Source organism: Stenotrophomonas sp. RG-453, from assembly GCF_033843685.1.
Classification (GTDB): Bacteria; Pseudomonadota; Gammaproteobacteria; order Xanthomonadales; family Xanthomonadaceae; genus Stenotrophomonas; species Stenotrophomonas bentonitica_A.
Genome location: NZ_JAMYED010000010.1, coordinates 122,776 through 138,797, shown reverse-complemented (window position 1 = coordinate 138,797; position 16,022 = coordinate 122,776). Strand labels below are relative to the sequence as shown.

The 16,022-nt window shown below is 67.4% G+C and carries 14 protein-coding genes; 2 read left to right on the top strand and 12 right to left on the bottom strand.

Annotation, left to right across the window (positions count from 1 at the left end; translation table 11 throughout):
* Positions 1 to 57 precede the first annotated feature (57 nt).
* Positions 58 to 435, bottom strand: a complete 378-nt coding sequence (locus NJD74_RS18115; RefSeq protein ID WP_019186026.1) for a BON domain-containing protein — start codon at positions 433 to 435, stop codon at positions 58 to 60.
* Between the two features lie 170 nt (positions 436 to 605).
* Here NJD74_RS18115 and NJD74_RS18110 point away from each other — a divergent pair, with 170 nt between their 5' ends.
* On the top strand, positions 606 to 1,646 hold the full coding sequence (locus NJD74_RS18110; protein ID WP_319624714.1) for an oxidoreductase: 1,041 nt from the start codon (positions 606 to 608) through the stop codon (positions 1,644 to 1,646).
* Between the two features lie 93 nt (positions 1,647 to 1,739).
* Here NJD74_RS18110 and gnd read toward each other — a convergent pair whose 3' ends face one another.
* From gnd to NJD74_RS18075, 7 genes are all read right to left on the bottom strand, one after another.
* Positions 1,740 to 2,642, bottom strand: coding sequence for a phosphogluconate dehydrogenase (NAD(+)-dependent, decarboxylating) (gene gnd / locus NJD74_RS18105; protein WP_319624713.1), 903 nt, complete (start codon positions 2,640 to 2,642; stop codon positions 1,740 to 1,742).
* Between the two features lie 3 nt (positions 2,643 to 2,645).
* Positions 2,646 to 3,929 carry a hypothetical protein gene (locus NJD74_RS18100; protein WP_319624712.1) on the bottom strand — a complete coding sequence of 428 codons (1,284 nt, stop codon included), beginning with the start codon at positions 3,927 to 3,929 and terminating at the stop codon, positions 2,646 to 2,648.
* Between the two features lie 22 nt (positions 3,930 to 3,951).
* The gene (locus NJD74_RS18095; protein WP_070425951.1) at positions 3,952 to 4,578 is read right to left on the bottom strand and encodes a DUF2242 domain-containing protein; all 627 of its coding nucleotides are present in this window, start codon (positions 4,576 to 4,578) and stop codon (positions 3,952 to 3,954) included.
* Positions 4,579 to 4,706: 128 nt separating this feature from the next.
* Positions 4,707 to 6,884 (bottom strand): carboxy terminal-processing peptidase, encoded by a 2,178-nt coding sequence (locus NJD74_RS18090; protein ID WP_019186031.1) that lies wholly within the window; start codon positions 6,882 to 6,884, stop codon positions 4,707 to 4,709.
* Between the two features lie 238 nt (positions 6,885 to 7,122).
* On the bottom strand, positions 7,123 to 8,136 hold the full coding sequence (gene lipA, locus NJD74_RS18085) for a lipoyl synthase (RefSeq protein ID WP_070471954.1): 1,014 nt from the start codon (positions 8,134 to 8,136) through the stop codon (positions 7,123 to 7,125).
* Positions 8,137 to 8,154: 18 nt separating this feature from the next.
* Entirely contained in the window at positions 8,155 to 8,862 is a 708-nt protein-coding gene (lipB, locus tag NJD74_RS18080) for a lipoyl(octanoyl) transferase LipB (protein ID WP_046274256.1), read from the bottom strand.
* On the bottom strand, positions 8,850 to 9,128 hold the full coding sequence (locus NJD74_RS18075) for a DUF493 family protein (protein WP_019186034.1): 279 nt from the start codon (positions 9,126 to 9,128) through the stop codon (positions 8,850 to 8,852). The genes lipB and NJD74_RS18075 overlap by 13 nt, the downstream gene beginning before the upstream one ends.
* A gap of 193 nt (positions 9,129 to 9,321) precedes the next feature.
* Here NJD74_RS18075 and NJD74_RS18070 point away from each other — a divergent pair, with 193 nt between their 5' ends.
* Entirely contained in the window at positions 9,322 to 10,386 is a 1,065-nt protein-coding gene (locus NJD74_RS18070) for a lipid A deacylase LpxR family protein (RefSeq protein ID WP_019186035.1), read from the top strand.
* A 109-nt stretch (positions 10,387 to 10,495) separates the two neighbouring features.
* Here the strand turns inward: NJD74_RS18070 and NJD74_RS18065 are convergent, their stop codons facing one another.
* The 4 genes from NJD74_RS18065 to rodA form a co-directional block, all read right to left on the bottom strand.
* Positions 10,496 to 11,713, bottom strand: a complete 1,218-nt coding sequence (locus tag NJD74_RS18065; protein ID WP_070471949.1) for a D-alanyl-D-alanine carboxypeptidase family protein — start codon at positions 11,711 to 11,713, stop codon at positions 10,496 to 10,498.
* Positions 11,714 to 11,819: 106 nt separating this feature from the next.
* A complete protein-coding gene (locus NJD74_RS18060; RefSeq protein WP_019186037.1) occupies positions 11,820 to 13,136 on the bottom strand; it encodes a septal ring lytic transglycosylase RlpA family protein in 1,317 nt (438 codons plus the stop codon).
* The gene (mltB, locus tag NJD74_RS18055; protein ID WP_261997309.1) at positions 13,133 to 14,278 is read right to left on the bottom strand and encodes a lytic murein transglycosylase B; all 1,146 of its coding nucleotides are present in this window, start codon (positions 14,276 to 14,278) and stop codon (positions 13,133 to 13,135) included. Before mltB ends, NJD74_RS18060 begins: the two co-directional genes overlap by 4 nt.
* A 597-nt stretch (positions 14,279 to 14,875) precedes the next feature.
* A complete protein-coding gene (gene rodA, locus NJD74_RS18050) occupies positions 14,876 to 15,976 on the bottom strand; it encodes a rod shape-determining protein RodA (protein WP_319624711.1) in 1,101 nt (366 codons plus the stop codon).
* Positions 15,977 to 16,022: the final 46 nt, after the last annotated feature.

Sequence of the window (16,022 nt, the reverse complement as noted above, 5' to 3'; positions counted from 1 at the left end):
AAGCGCGCACAAAAAAGCGCGCCCGAAGGCGCGCTCTGTTCAACGGTGCAGCAGGACTCAGCGCTTGGCGGCGGTCGCGGCGACCTTCAGGCCAGCGGCGTCGACACGCTTGACGCCCTTGATCTGCTGGGTCACACGGACGGCCTTGTCATGCTCGGCCTGGCTGGCCACGGTGCCGGTGAGGGTGACCACGCCATTGACGGTCTCCACCTTCACTTCGGTACCCGGGACGTTTTTGCTGGTCAGCAGGTCGGTCTTGACCTTGGTGGTGATCCAGCTGTCGGTGACCGGCTCAGCCGAATCGTGGGTATCGGCGTGGGTCATCGCGGCATGATCGGTGGTCTTCGGCGGATCCTTGGCCATGGCGGAAGAGGTGCCCAGCACCATGCCCAGGGCCAGCGAAGCAGCAAGCAGATTACGGGTCGTGTTGGTCATGTTCGAATTCCTTTGCGGATGTGCAGCCAGTGTCCGTGCCGGGCCGTGGACGGGACGTGGGCGCCGCATAACGCTGCCGTGAACCACTCAGCTTGCGGCCAAACCGTTCAGATTTCCGCCGCGCACGCCCAGCCGTTACGCTGTCCTGCCCCGTTATGTTGGAGCGCACCATGGCCGCCGTACTGCAGGTGGGATTGATCGGTTATGGCTTGGCCGGCAGCGTCTTCCATGCGCCGTTGATCCTGCACACGCCGGGCCTGGCGTTGCACAGCATCGTCAGCTCGCAGCGCGACCGGTTGCTGCGCAGCTTCACCGATGTGCGCATCTGCGCGGACCCGCAGCAGCTGTTCGACGACCCGGCGGTGGATGCGGTGGTGATCGCCACGCCGAACGATGCGCATGCCCCTCTGGCGCGCGCTGCACTCGCGGCGGGCAAGCATGTACTGGTCGACAAGCCGTTCGCGCTGTCCGTTGCGGAGGCCGAATCGGTGGTGCGGGCGGCGCAGGCGGCCGAACGCGTGGTCACCGTCTTCCAGAACCGCCGCCATGACACCGACTTCCTCACCCTCAAGCAGGTGATCGACGAGGGCCGGATCGGTCGCGTCGCCGAATGCCATTCCCACTTCGACCGCTTCCGCCCGCAGGTGCGCGAGCGCTGGCGCGAAAGCGATGCGCCCGGCAGCGGCCTGTGGATGGATCTGGGCCCCCATCTGCTGGATCAGATGCTGCAGTTGTTTGGCTGGCCCGGCGCGATCAGCGTGGACCTGATGGCGCAGCGTGAGCACGCGCTGGGCAACGACTATTTCCACGCGGTGCTGCACTACCCGCGGCACCGCGCGATCCTGCACGCCGGCTCGCTGGTGGCCGCCTCCGGCCCGCGCTTCATCGTGCATGGCGATGCCGGCAGCTATCTGAAAGACGGGCTGGACGTGCAGGAAGACCAGCTGCGCCGCGGTATCGCACCGGGTGCGCCGGGCTGGGGCCTGGACCCGCAGCACGGGCATCTGGTGCGGGTCGACGCCGAGGGTCACACCCAGCGCAGCACCGTGGACAACGTGCCCGGTGATTACCGTGCGTTCTATGCGCAGTTCCGCGATGCGATGCTGGGCGTGGCAGAGGCACCGGTCAGCACCGCGCAGGCGCTGCAGCTGATGCGCCTGCTGGAGGCCGGTGCGGAAAGTGCGCGCAGCGGGCGACGGATAACGCTCTGAGGCAACGCCCTGGCTCACTCACTCTGGCCGGGGGATCCAGCGCTGGCGGCCACGGGCCGGACGATCACCTTCGCCGGCCCGCATTGGTCCGGCTTACGTGGTCTTGATCGCGTGACCACCGAACTCATTACGCATCGCCGCCAGCAGGCGGTCGCTGAAGGAATTCTTCTCGCGCGAGCGCAGGCGTTCGAGCAGGGACAGCGTGATCACCGGCGCCGGCACGTCCAGATCGATCGCCTCGGCTACGGTCCAGCGGCCCTCGCCGGAGTCTTCGACATACGGCGCGATGCCCTCCAGCTGCGGGTTGCGGCCCAGGGCATCGGCACTGAGGTCGAGCAGCCACGAGCGCACCACGCTGCCGTGCTGCCAGGCCTTGGCCACCTGCGCCAGATCGAGATTGAAGTCGGTCTTGTGCTGCATCAGCGCGAAGCCTTCGGCGTAGGCCTGCATCATTCCGTACTCGATGCCGTTGTGGACCATCTTGCAGAAGTGCCCTGCCCCGCTCGGGCCGACGTGCGCCCAGCCACGGTCCTCGGCCGGTGCCAGCGTGCGGAAGATCGCCCCGATCCGCTCGACCGCGGCCTTGTCGCCGCCGATCATCAGGCTGTAGCCCTCCTGCAGGCCCCACACCCCGCCACTGGTGCCGCAGTCGATGTAGGTCACGTCCTCGCCCTGCAGCTGCTCGCTGCGGCGCATGGAATCCTTGTAATACGAGTTGCCGCCGTCGATCACCACGTCGCCTTCGGACAGATGCGGCGAGAGCGACGCCAGGGTCTGGTCAACCACGCCGGCCGGCACCATCAGCCACACCACGCGCGGCACCGGCAGCGCCGCAAGCGTCTCGGCGATCGAGGCACTGACCTCGAAACCGCGCTCGGCGGCCGCGGTACGCGCGGCCTCACCGGGATCGACACCGATCACGTGGTGTCCGCCGTGATGCAGGCGCTCGGCCATGTTGGCGCCCATGCGGCCCAGCCCAATCATTGCAATATCCATGACTCACCTTTGCTCAGCTTGCGAATGCGGTTGTGTAACAGGAGGTACCGGCGCTGCCGCGCATTGCCGCAGCTGCGCCTGGATCCAGCGCCGGTACAACGTGGTGTGCAGATTGTGCAGCCCCAGCTCGATCGCGAACGGCGTGCGCGGATTGCGATCGAGCAGGCGCGCGATGTGATATCCGATAGGACGTATACCGCGAGGATGCACGTAAATCAGGAACCCCTGGTAGAACGGATCGTCCAGCAACGCATCCAGTTCCTTCAGCAGCGGTTGCTGCTCGGCCGGTACCTCGCGCCGCCAGATCGGATCGCGCTCGATCAGCAGCCGCTCGAACCGGCGCGGCCCCGGGCCCGGCATGCGCTGGGCCAGTGACCAGATACGCCGGTTGACCTGGTCGTAATGGGCGAAGCCGTCGTGCTCGCGCAGCGCGCGTGCCGCGGCATCGCTGACATCGACCACCACGAAGTTCTCGGCCTGGTTGTTGATGTCGTCCAGGTACTTCCGCTCGAACACGTGCTCGATGAAACCGGGCGTGCCGACGAAGGCCTGCCGCCCGCGCAGGGCGGTCTGCTTCGCCTTGCCATCGGCCAGGAACTCACCGGCGTGCCGGCCCAGCAGGATGCTGTCGGTCTCGTGCAGGGTCAGGAAGGTGCCGATGGAGAGCTCATCGGCCGAGAACTCGCGATCGAACGCGGCATCGCCGTACAGCTCGCGCTGGGTCGCCAACTGCGCGACCTGGCGGCCGACCCCGCATTCGGCCCGTACGCGGCCCTCGTAGAAGGTCTGCAGTGCCGCGCTGTTGGCCTCGGCCGGCTGATAGCCGCGACCGAAGCTGCGGAAGCGCTCCCAGCCCTTGGCCTGCGCGCCGCCTGCACCGAAACCGATCCAGCCCAGCTGCAAGGCCGAGAAGCGGAAGCCGTCGTTGTTCTGCAGGGCGGTGGTGGCCCGGCGCGTGGCCGCGCCCAGCTTGAATGCATACGCACAGACCGTGCCCGGGTCATCGAACAGGGTCGGCAGCCAGGCCTGGCGCTGCTGCGCCGACCACTGCCGCGGCAGCCGTACGCGCAGGTCACCTGCGGCCTGCGCCTGGCGCAGGTCGGCGCGCTCGCACACCGGTCCGGCATGGACCACCGGCGCAGCGACGTCCGCCTCACTGAACTGCCAGCCCAGCGCTTCCAGCACGCCCTGCGCGCACGACGCCGCGCTCCACGCACTGGCCGCCGGGATCAGCCCCAGCAGCACCGCGAGCGCACAGCGGCGCCAGCGCCGCGATCCTGCTGCCATGGCGCGCCGCACCCCCGCCCGCTCAGCGCAGGGAGGCCGGGGTATCGCTCACCACCGTGGCTGGCGTCGGCTCCACCGCCGCAGCGGGGGCGGTCGCCGGCGCGGCAGCCGGGCTGGGCTCGGGCACGGCCGCTGCCGGCAGGTACTGCTGCAGGCGCTCGAAGAAGCGGCGATAGAAGGTGGCGTCCTGCACGGTACTGCTGGCCACTTTCACCAGCGAGTCGTCATTGCTGCCGAACGGCAGCGAGACCGAGCCCAGCGCGCCGACGCCGACGCTGGCCGAGGTCGGGCTTTTCTTCAACGCGTAGCGGTCCTGCACCGCGCTGACGAACACCAGCGCCTGGTCACCGCGCGGCGCGCACGAAATACGCAGCACCAGCTGCTCGTGCTCTTCATCCCTGGGCTGGAAGTTCTTGTTGCCTTCCACGGCATCATCGCCGGCGCGGGCGATCGCATAGCCCTGGCTGAGCAGGGTGCGGCGGGCGGCCTCGCAGGCCTGGGCAGGCGGGCCGGGCACCGTGCGCGAATAGGTATCGCCGGAGTCGAACGACTCACGGATCAGGGTGCTGTCGGCGGCGCGGCCGCCACAGGCGGTCAAGGCGGCGAACACCGCCAGCAGCGGGATCGAACGTACACGACGAAAGCGCATGGCCGCTCCTGCGGAAATCCAGCCTCCAAGGATAGACCCGTGCGCGTTGGCAGGAGGTGGATACGCACAGGCCGCCCCGAAGGGCGGCCTGTGGAGTTGTCACCTGTTCAGCTGGTGGCGGCCGGTGGTCAGTCCGCCCAGCGGCCCGCGGCAGTCGACTGTGGCAGGACCTGGGCCGACAGCGGGCGGTCGGCCTCGAGCAGGTTCACCGCATCGGCCAGGATCGCCGCCGACTCGCGCAGCAGCGGATCCGGGCGCTTTTCGGCGGCCTTCTCGCGGGCGGCATCCTTGACGATGTCGCGTTCGTTGCCGGTCAGGCCGTCGTCATTGCTGTCGTCGGCCAGCGGGTCCAGATCCAGGCCCAGCTGCTTGCGGATCGCCTGGCGATCGGTGCGCTGCTTGTCCTGCTTCTCGCGCTCGGCGCGGCGCTCGGCCTCGTTGAGCGAGATGTACTTCTTGGCCTTCTCCGCCCGGAACTGCTCGACATCCTCGTTCCACCACTGGAACTCCTTGTCGGCGGCGATACGCGTGTCGTGGCGGCTTTCCAGCTTGGGCAGCAGCGGGCCGAAGTTGCCGTACTGGGTGTGCGGCACCGCGGCGATGCGGGTCCACGGCAGCGCGTTGTCGTAGGTGCTTTCGCCGTACTCGCTGGCGTCCACGCTGGCCGGGAAGGCCAGATCGGGCACCACGCCCTTGTGCTGGGTGCTGCTGCCGCTAACGCGGAAGAACTGGGCGATGGTCAGCTTGACCTGGCCGAAGCGCTGGGTCTCGCCACTCGGCCACCGGTCCAGATCGACGATGTTCTGCACGGTGCCCTTGCCGAAGGTGGTCTCACCGATCACCAGGCCACGGCCGTAATCCTGGATGGCGCCGGCGAAGATCTCCGAGGCCGAGGCCGAACCGCGGTTGATCAGCACGGCCAGCGGGCCATCCCACGCGACCACTTCGCTGCGGTCGCTGTTGACGGTGACGCGGCCACCGGATTCGCGGACCTGGACCACCGGGCCCTGTTCGATGAACAGACCGGTCAGTTCGATCGCTTCATCCAGCGAACCACCGCCGTTGTTGCGCAGGTCCAGCACCACGCCGTCGAGCTTGTCGGCCTTGAAGCCGGCCAACAGCTTGGCCACGTCGCGCGTCGCCGACGCGTAGTCCGCGGCATTGCGGCGGCGGCCTTCAAAGTCCTGGTAGAAGGTGGGCAGCTTGATCACGCCCACCTTGCGCTCGGGCTCTCCATCCTTGGCCGGAATGGTCAGGGTCTCGCCCTTGGCGGCCTGTTCGGCCAGACGCACCTTCTGGCGGGTCAGCACCAGGGTGTGGTGCTTGCCGTCCACGCCTTCTTCGGCCGGGATGAACTCCAGGCGGACCTGGGTATCGCTCTTGCCACGGATCTTGGCCACCACGTCATCGATGCGCCAGCCGATCACGTCTTCCAGCGGACCGGACTTGCCCTGGCCGACGCCGACGATGCGGTCGCCCGGCTTGAGCGTGCCATTGACCGCGGCCGGACCGCCGGCGATGACCTCGCGGATCACCACCATGTCGTCCTGGCGCTGCAGCTGCGCGCCGATGCCTTCCAGCGACAGCGACATCGCCTGGTTGAAGTTCTCGGCGGTGCGCGGGGTGAAGTAATCCGTGTGCGGGTCCACGGCGCTGGTGTAGGCGTTGAGGAAGAACTGGAACACGTCCTCGCCCTTCAACTCATTGACCGACTTTTCCAGCGTCGCGTAGCGCTTGTCCAGCGTCTTGCGGATCTCGGCCGGCTGCTTGCCGGCCAGCTTCAGGCGCAGCCAATCATTCTTGACCGACTTGCGCCACAGATCGTCCAGTTCGGCGCTGCTCGCGGCCCACGGCACGTCCTTGCGGTCGTACTCGAACTTTTCGTCGGTGCTGAAATCGAAGTCCTGCTTGAGCAGCTTGCGCGCATACCCGACGCGCTCGCCCACGCGCTGCTTGTAGACCGCGAACACCTGGAACGCCGGCTCCAGCTCGCCGCCGCGGATGGCGGTGGCGATGTTGGCCTCGAACGGGGCGAAGCGGGTGATGTCGGCCTGGGTGAAGAACTGCTTGCTGCTATCGAGCGATTCCAGATAGCGCTTGAAGACGTCCTTGGAGGTCGCGGCATCCAGTGCGCGCGGCCGGTAGGCGTATCGGCTGTCCGACAGCAGCCCGTAGACCAGCTTGGAGGTGGTCACCTGGTCGGGTGTTGCCGCCGAAGGCAGCGCGGGCGAATCGGCGTAGGCGGCCAGTGCCATCGGCGCGGTGAGCGCCAGGGCCATCAGGAATGCGGGGGCTTTGAATTTCATGGACTAGCTCGTGGCACCTTGCCAAGGGAGAGACTGCGTGCATTACAGACACCACGACAGTGCCGAAAGTTGCCGCGTTTGTCACCGGGGCCTTCAGCCTACCGAGGCCGTTGGAGAAATTTGTGAATACCGGCGGGATCGGCAGGCAGGCACAGGCCTGCGGCCATCCGCGGTTCAGGGCCGCGGCCGGGGAAAGACGGAGTGGATTGGCAGAACGGGCCCCGAAGGGCCCGCTGGATCAACCGGCGACGCCGGCGTCGGCCGCCTGGCGGTCGGCATGGTAGGACGAGCGCACCATCGGACCGGAGGCGACGTGGCTGAAGCCCAGCGCATTGCCGTACTCCTCCAGCGCCTTGTACTCCTCGGGGGTCCAGTAACGCAGCACCGGGTGGTGATGCGCGGTCGGCTGCAGGTACTGGCCGATCGTGATCATGTCCACATCATGCTCGCGCAGGTCGCGCAGCGTGGCCTGGACCTGCTCCAGGGTCTCGCCGAGGCCGAGCATGATGCCTGACTTGGTGGCGATCTCCGGGTGCTGGGCCTTGAACTTCTTGAGCAGGGTCAGCGACCACTGGTAGTCCGCGCCCGGGCGCACATTGCGGTACAGGTCCGGCACGGTTTCGATGTTGTGGTTGAACACGTCTGGCGGGTTGGTCGCCAGGATCTCCAGCGCGCGCTCCATGCGGCCCTTGCCACGGAAATCCGGGGTCAGCACTTCGATCTTGGTGTTGGGCGACCTGGCGCGGATGGCACCGATGCAGTCGGCGAAGTGCTGGGCACCGCCGTCGCGCAGGTCATCGCGGTCCACGCTGGTCACCACGACATACTTCAGCCCCATGTCCGCCACCGTCTGGGACAGGCTGGCCGGCTCGTTGGCATCCGGCGGCTTGGGCCGGCCGTGGGCGACGTCGCAGAACGAGCAGCGGCGGGTGCAGACCTCGCCGAGGATCATGAAGGTCGCGGTGCCGTGGCTGAAGCACTCGTGGATGTTGGGGCAGCTGGCTTCCTCGCAGACCGTGACCAGGCGGTTTTCGCGCAGCTTGGCCTTGAGGTTCTGCACGGCATTGCCGGAGGGAATCCGCACGCGGATCCACGACGGCTTGCGCAGCACCGGCACGTCGGCGAACTGCACCGGGGAGCGGCCGATCTTGTCACCGCCGATCTGTTTGACGCCCGTCTGCAACGGGGCGGCGGACGGCGTGTCGCCCTGCACAACCTGCAGGGGAATGAGGCGAGCGGTGGTTTCAGTCATGGCCTTGGTCGGCGGCGTTCACGCCGCGTCAGTCAAATCGGGTAATTCAGCGGCCGGCTCGAGGGCCAGGCCGAACTGGCGGGCAAGATGGCCCAGCAGCACCGGCGTGACGGCTGCCATGCCGGACGGTCCCCCCAAGTCTACCACCGAGGTCACCTGCAGCCCTTGATAGCCACAGGGGTTGATCCGGCGGAACGGTTCCAGGTCCATGGCCACATTGAAGGACAGGCCATGGAAGGTGCAGCCACGGCGGACGCGGATGCCCAGGGCGGCGACCTTCGCCCCGCCCACGTAGACCCCGGGCGCGCCCTCCAGCCGCTCGGCGCCGATGTTCCAGTCGCCGAGGGTGTCGATGATGGCCTGCTCGATGCGGCAGACGTAGTCGCGCACGCCGATCCCCAGCCGACGCAGCTGCAGCAGCGGGTAGATCACCAGCTGGCCGGGGCCGTGGTAGGTCACCTGGCCGCCGCGGTCGACATGCAGAACGGGAATATCGCCGGGGGCGAGCACGTGCTCGTCCTTGCCGGCCTGGCCCAGGGTGAACACCGGGTCGTGCTCGACCACCCACAGCTCGTCGGGGGTGTCCTCGGTGCGGGCATCGGTGAAGCGCTGCATCGCGTGCCAGACCGGGGCATAGGGCTGGCGGCCGAGGTCGCGCACAATGGCCGGTTGCGGCGCCCGGTCACCCGGGGCCGCAGCGGTGGCGCAGCTGGTTACAGCGTCCACTTCACTTCCGGGTGGTCGCGCAGGGCGTTGTGGGCGGCGTCGTACTGGTCGCGGTTATCCGCCTTGAACACCAGTCGCACCGACACATACTTGCCGTTGGACGAGTGTTTCCAGCTGATGCGCTCGCTCAGCACATCCACGCCGGCCAGCTCGAGCAGGCGCGGCAGTTCGCGTTCCAGGTCCTTGCCGGCTGCGCCCATGGCGCTGAGTTCGAACTGGCCGGGAAACTGGAAGCCGTGGTCGGGGTTGTCAGACTTGATCTCCATGACCGGGATTATGGGGATGCCTGCGCCCGAACCCAAGCGCTGCTTGATCGTGCGCACAGCGGCGCCGAACGGCCCGTGAAAACGCCTGTATCGCCACTGATACGCAGCAGTGCGTGCGCAGTGCTGTTCACGACATCACGCTCTGATTACGCTGTACCGGCTTAAGAAAGAATAAATCCCCGCCTGGTATCCCATGTCTCTGAAGCCCTTTGCGCTGCCGGCCGCACTCGCCGGTGTCCTGGCCCTGGCCGCGCCTGCCGCCCACGCCGCCACTCAATGCGGGCCCGATGCGATGCGCGAGCACCCGCCGCAGGTCAATTTCCGCGTCGACAACGACCTCTTCGGTGGCAAGGACCAGGACCAGGGCTATACCAACGGCGCCCAGATCACCTTCGTCTCGCCGAACCTGGTCGATTACACCGATGACCCGTGCCTGCCGCGCCTGGCGCGCTGGGTCAACAGCCACCTGGAGCGGCTGCATCCGGGCGAGTACGAACAGCAGAACATGATCTTCAGCCTGGCCCAGGGCATCTTCACCCCCACCGATTTCACCCGGAAGGACCTGATCGAGGACGACCGGCCGTATGCGGGCGTGCTGATCGGCAGCTTCGGTTACAACGCGCGTCGCGGCGACCGGTTGCAGACCACGCAGCTGGCGTTGGGCGTGGTGGGGCCGTGGGCCCAGGGCGAGGAAGTCCAGAACGCGGTGCACGAGCTGCTGGGCGATGAGAAGTTCCAGGGTTGGGACAACCAGCTGCACAACGAGCCGGTGATCATGCTCACGCACGAGCGGATGCGCCGGTGGCCGGCCGACGCCAGTGAGAACCTGGGCGGCTGGGGCTGGGATGCGATCAGCCACTACGGTGGCGCGGTAGGCAATCTGGCCACGCACCTCAATGCCGGTGGCGAGGTGCGCTTTGGTTGGAAGTTGCCGGATGATTTCGGCAGCACGCCGCTGCGCCCGGCCGGTGAGAACACTGCGCCGACGCGCGGCGGCAAGCCGAGCGGCTGGTCGTGGCATCTGTTCGCCACCACGGATGCGGCGTGGGTGATCCGCGATATCACGCTGGACGGCAATACCTTCCGCAACAGCCACAGCGTGGACAAGCGCCACGTGGTGGGGACGGCCGGTTACGGGCTGGCGGTGATGCGCGGTCGCTGGAAGTTCGCGCTGGCCCGTTACCACAGCACGCGCGAGTTCGATGGGCAGCGTGAGGCGCCGGTGTTCGGCAGCTTCACGATCAGCCGGTCGCTGTAAGCGAGCGACTGATGGTGAAGCGGGTAGCTGCCGACCGTTGGTCGGCTCATCGCCCACCCCAAAAAAAGACCGGCTTTCGCCGGTCTTTTTTCAGTGCGGTCGAACCGGATTACTCCGATTCCCACCACATCCAGAAGCTGTCCCACAGGCGCTTGAAGAAGCCGGCTTCTTCCACGGCGGCCACGGCCACCAGCGGGGCCTGGGCGACGACCTGGTTGTCCAGCATCACCTTCAGGGTGCCGACCTGCTGGCCGGCGGTGAACGGCGCTTCGAGGGTCTTGGGCACATCGATGCTCGGCTTGAGATCGTTGTAGCGGCCGCGCGGGACGCTGACCAGCATCGGCTGGGCCACGCCCAGCTGCAGCTTGTCGGTCTTGCCCTTCCACACCTTGTGCTCGGCCACGACCTTGCCCGGCTCGTACATGCGGTGGGTTTCGAAGAAGCGGAAGCCCCAGTTGAGCAGCGCCAGGCTGTCATCGGCGCGCTGCTTTTCCGAGCCGCCACCGAGCACCACGGCGACCAGGCGCTGGTCACCCCGCTGGGCCGAGCTCATCAGGCAGTAGCCGGCTTCGGAAGTATGGCCGGTCTTGATGCCGTCCACGCTCTGGTCGCGCCACAGCAGCAGGTTGCGGTTGGGCTGGGTGATGTTGCCGACGGTGAATTCCTTCACCTTGTTGTAGGCGTAGGTTTCCGGATAGTCACGCACCATCGCGCGGCCCAGCAGGGCCAGGTCGTACGCGGTGGTGTGGTGGCCCGGGGCGCTCAGGCCATGGGCGTTGACGAAGTGGGAATCCTTCATGCCGATCTTGGCCGCGTAGCTGTTCATCAGCGAGGCGAAGGCCTCTTCGCTGCCGGCCACGTGTTCGGCCAGGGCGATCGCGGCATCGTTGCCGGACTGGATCGCCATGCCCTTTTCCATGTCTTCCAGGCGTGCGGTCTGGTTGACCGGGAAGCCGCTGTAGCTGCCGTCGGTGCCGGCGCCGCCCTCGCGCCAGGCGCGCTCGCTCATCATCACCTGGTCATCGGTGCGGACCTTGCCGTTCTTGACCTCGGCGGCCACGACATACGACGTCATCACCTTGGTGATGCTGGCCGGGGCCAGTTGTTCGTGCACGTTTTCACCGGCCAGGACCTGCCCGGTGGCGTAATCCATCAGGATCCAGGCCTTGGAGACGCTGGGCTTGGGGGCCGGCGGGGTCGCCACGGTGGCCGGAGCGGCGGCGGCGGGAGCAGGCGCCGGTGCCGGGGTCGGCGCAGGGGTCTGGGCGGAAACCATGCCCACGAACAGGGTCGTGGCCATGGCAGCGGCGGCAAAGCGGAATTTCATCGGACAGCAAGCTCCTGGAGGGCGCCAAGGGGTGGATGAGGGATAACGGGCATTGTAGGCCCAAGGAGCGGCGGCACGCGCTGGCGTGCCGCGGGCAGTGGAAGGCTCAGTCCTTCACGATCTGCGGCGCCCCGAAGCCCAGACCGGCAATCCGGCCGGCAAGTTCCGAGGCGCTGGCATGGTCGGGGGCCGGCACGCGCAGGCGCCACAGGGTGCGCCCGCCACTGACGATGTCGCTGATGCTGGCCCCGGCGATGCCCGCCGAGGACAGCTGGCCGAGCGCGCGGGTGGCGTTGTCACGGCTGGCGAAGCTGGCGACCTGCAGCAGCACGCTGCCGAGCACCTGCTGGGAAAGCGTTGCACCGGGGGCCGGTGCCGGACGTGCCGCGGGTGCGGCGGCGGGCAATGCGGCCACCGCCACCGGCGCACTGTTGACGCTGGCAGCCTGGGTGGTGGCGGGCTTGCCGGTGGCAACGCGCACACCGTTGTCGCGCATCCAGTGATCGAAGTTGTCGGCGTTGCCCGGCTTGGCCGAATCGGCCACGCGGTAGCGGTACTTCTCGCCGGCCGGTTTGGCGGCAGCGGTCGCCGTGGCGGCCGGCAGCTTGCCGACCAGCGCATCCATCTCGCTGGCACTGCGCACGGCAGCGGCGGGCGCGGAGGCGGCGGCAGCCGCAGCGGCGGCGACCTCGCGGCGCTCGCGGCGGCTGGGCTTGTCGACCATCAGGTTGTCATCCCCCGGTGCCAGCGCACGCACCTCCACGTTGCCGGTGCCGCGCTGGGTGATGCCCAGGCGCACGGCGGCGGCATAACTGAGATCGACCACGCGCCCATCGTGGAACGGGCCGCGATCGTTGACGCGCACGATCACCGATTCGCCGTTGTCCAGGTTGGTCACCCGGGCAAAGCTCGGCAGCGGCAGGGTCTTGTGCGCGGCGGTGAAGGCGTACATGTCGTACACCTCGCGGTTGGAAGTCAGGCGGCCGTGGAACTTGGCGCCATAGTAGGAAGCAGTGCCCTTCTCGGCATAGCCGCGGGTCTTGTCCATCACCTGGTACTGCTTGCCCAGCACGACGTACGGCGATTTGTTGCCGATCGGCGAGCGCGGCAGATCGACCACTTCCGGCTCGGGGATGCAGGCCACGTTCGGGATGTAGGTGGGGGTGCTGTCATTCACGCCCGGCTTGTACAGACCGCCGGCGCGGTAATCGCCGCGCGTGCTGGGATCTTCAGCAGCCGCCTTGTAGGGAGAGCCTTCCGGACAATGCGCCGGACGCCCGCCCTTGCCCTGCACCACCGCGGCGGACGGCTTGCTGCTGCCGGCGCTGCTGGCACCGGGTTTCTTCGGCGCACTGCTGCAGGCGGCCAGTGCCAGTATCAACAGACCCGGGATCAGCCATCTGGAGCGTGCGATCGTGTTCATGCCGGCGGCAACTCCTGTCCAGCAATGGCCTGGGACAGCTGGTACACGGCCATCGCATACATTTTCGAGAGGTTGTAGCGGGTAATGGCGTAGTAGTTCTGGAAGCCCAGCCAGTACTGCTTGCCGGTGCTGCCTTCCAGGGTGATCGGGGTGGCGGTCAGGCCCGCGGCGACCGGCACGCTGGGCTGGTACCCGCGCTGGGCCAGCTGCGACAGCGTCCAGGTCGGCGCCCATTCGGTCGGATTGAATTCCTCGCGACCGGCCTGCAGCGTGGCCGGCACGGCCACCGGGCCACCCCGGACCCAACCGCCCTTCTTGACGAAGTAATTGGCGATCGACGAGAACACGTCGTCGTAGCTGTTGAACAGATCGCGGCGGCCATCGCCGTTGCCGTCCACCGCATAGTCCAGATAGCTGGAGGGCATGAACTGGCCCATGCCCATCGCGCCGGCGTAGCTGCCCTTGATCGCGGTGATGTCCAGCTTTTCATCGCGGGTCAGCGCGAACAGGCGCGACAGCTCGTCGCGGAAGAACAGCTCGCGGCGCACTTCACGTTCAAGCTTGGCCGGGTCGCCGCTGCGCGGGTACTTGAAGGCCAGTGTGTACAGCGCATCGAGCACGCGGTAGTTGCCGGTATTGCCGCCGTAGCTGGTTTCCACGCCGATGATCGCCACGATCACCTCGGCCGGGACGCCGGTGCGCTGCTGCACGCGCATCAACTCATCGCGGTGCTGGGCGAGGAATTTCTTTCCGCCCTCGATCCGCGCCTGGCTGATGAACATCGGCCGGTACTCGTTCCACGGTTTGACCCGCTCGGCCGGGCGCGACATCGCGGCGATGATCGGATCACGGATCTGCGCCTGGGCAAGTGTCGCCTCGATCTGCGCGGCCGGAATGCCGTAACGGGCGGCGGTATCGCGCACGAAGTTGGCGCGGGCCACCTCGAAGGGCACCGGGGTCAGATCCACCGGGGCGGCGTTGGCCCCAGCTGCCTCCGGGGCAGCTTCGGCCGGACCCTTGCTGCCGGGGGCCGGCGTGACGGGAACACCCGAGGCCTGCGGCGTCGGTGAAGGAGTCTGCGGCTGGGTCGCACAAGCGACCAAACCGAGCGTGAGCATGCAGGCCAGGGAGCGTCGAATCATCGCGGCAGGTTAGCAGGTCATGGATGAATTAAAACCCCTAAGACCATGAATCTCAACGGATTGCCCGAGTTTCTCCACTGCCGTTAAGGCCGTGTGTAGACAGGCGCATGACCGGCGCCCATTCATGTATTGCTGCAGGGGCGCCATGATCGCGGCGGTACCGGTGTGCGGCACGGCCCGCCACCAAGCGGCCGGGGCAGCCCAGCAAGGGCGGCCACGCAATGCACGTCTCACTTTTGGAAGTTGGTAGGGACGGCACAAGAGGTTCGCCGGTTGCGTCCCCATCCCCGCAGACGCAACCGGCCAAACCGGACCTGATCGGCAGCGGCGCGGCGCGCATCTCCCCAGCGCGCGCTTCGCCCCTCTGCCTGTGAGGTCAACTACTCCCCGCCAGACTCCCCCTCCGCGATGCTTGGCTCAGCGCGTCGTTGTTGGCGGGCCGCCATTGTGCAGGCCGTTTACGACAAGTCCATTGATCGAGATCAAGTCACTTCATATCTGTGCGCCACTTCTCACTTTTGCCCGCGCGCGTTGACAACGTGTGCACCTGAAACCGTTTCCCCATGGGTGCCCGCGCAGCAGCTGCGCAAACGTCGCTCATGTGGCATGCACCGGCTGGTGCTGTCGTGCGGCCATGACCAGCCCGAAACTGGCCAGCAGCGAGACCGCCGAGGTGCCGCCATAGCTGATCAGCGGCATCGGCACGCCCACCACCGGCAGCAGGCCGGAGATCATGCCGCCGTTGACCAGCACATAGACGAAGAACACCAGGCCGGTGGTGCCCACCAACAGGCGCGAGTAGCCACAGCGCGATTGGCTGGCGATCCACAGGCAGCGCGCGGTAACGAACAGGAACAGGCTGAGCACCACTACCACGCCGACCCAGCCGAACTCCTCGGCCAGCACCGAGAAGGCGAAGTCGGTGGTGTACTCGGGCAGGAAATCCAGCGTGGCCTGGGTCCCCTGCCCCCAGCCTTTGCCGTGCATGCCGCCCGAGCCGATCGCGATCTTGGACTGGATGATGTTCCAGCCGGTGCCCAGCGGATCGTTCTCCGGGTACAGGAAGGTCAGCACGCGATCCTTCTGGTACTGGCGCAGCAGCCCGAACCAGGCCAGCGGCGCAGCGACCGACAGCCCGCCCAGGGCCACGGCCATCCACCACCAGCGCAGGCCCGCCAACAGCAGCGCGAACACCCCGCTGGCGGTCACCAGCGTGGCGGTGCCGAGGTTGGGCTGCAGCAGGATCAGCACGGCGGGGCCACCGATCAGCATCGCGGCGGTGAGTACCGCACGCGGCCGCGGCGGCAACGGCTGCTTGTGCAGGTACCAGGCCATCATCATCGGCAGGCTCAGCTTGAGCAGCTCGGAGGGCTGCAGATAGAACACGCCCAGGTTCAACCAGCGCTGGCCGTATTTGCCGGTGCCCACCACATACACCGCCAGCAGCGGCAGCAGGGACAGGGTGTAGATCCACGGCGACCACGCGCGTAGTTCCACCACCGGCAGCCGCGACAGCCCCCACAGGGCGGCAAGCCCGGCGCCGTAGCGCATCGCCTGCGCATGCACGGGCCCGTCCACGCTGTGCAGCACGGCCAGGCCGGCCACCATCAGCAGGCACAAGGCGCCCAGCAGCGGCAGATCCAGCGTGCGGAAGAAGAAATGGAACACGGCGCGTGCGCGCTGCAGTAGTTCGACCATGCGGACGACTCCTGTGGATGACGCGACGCACAGCAGGAGGCGACAC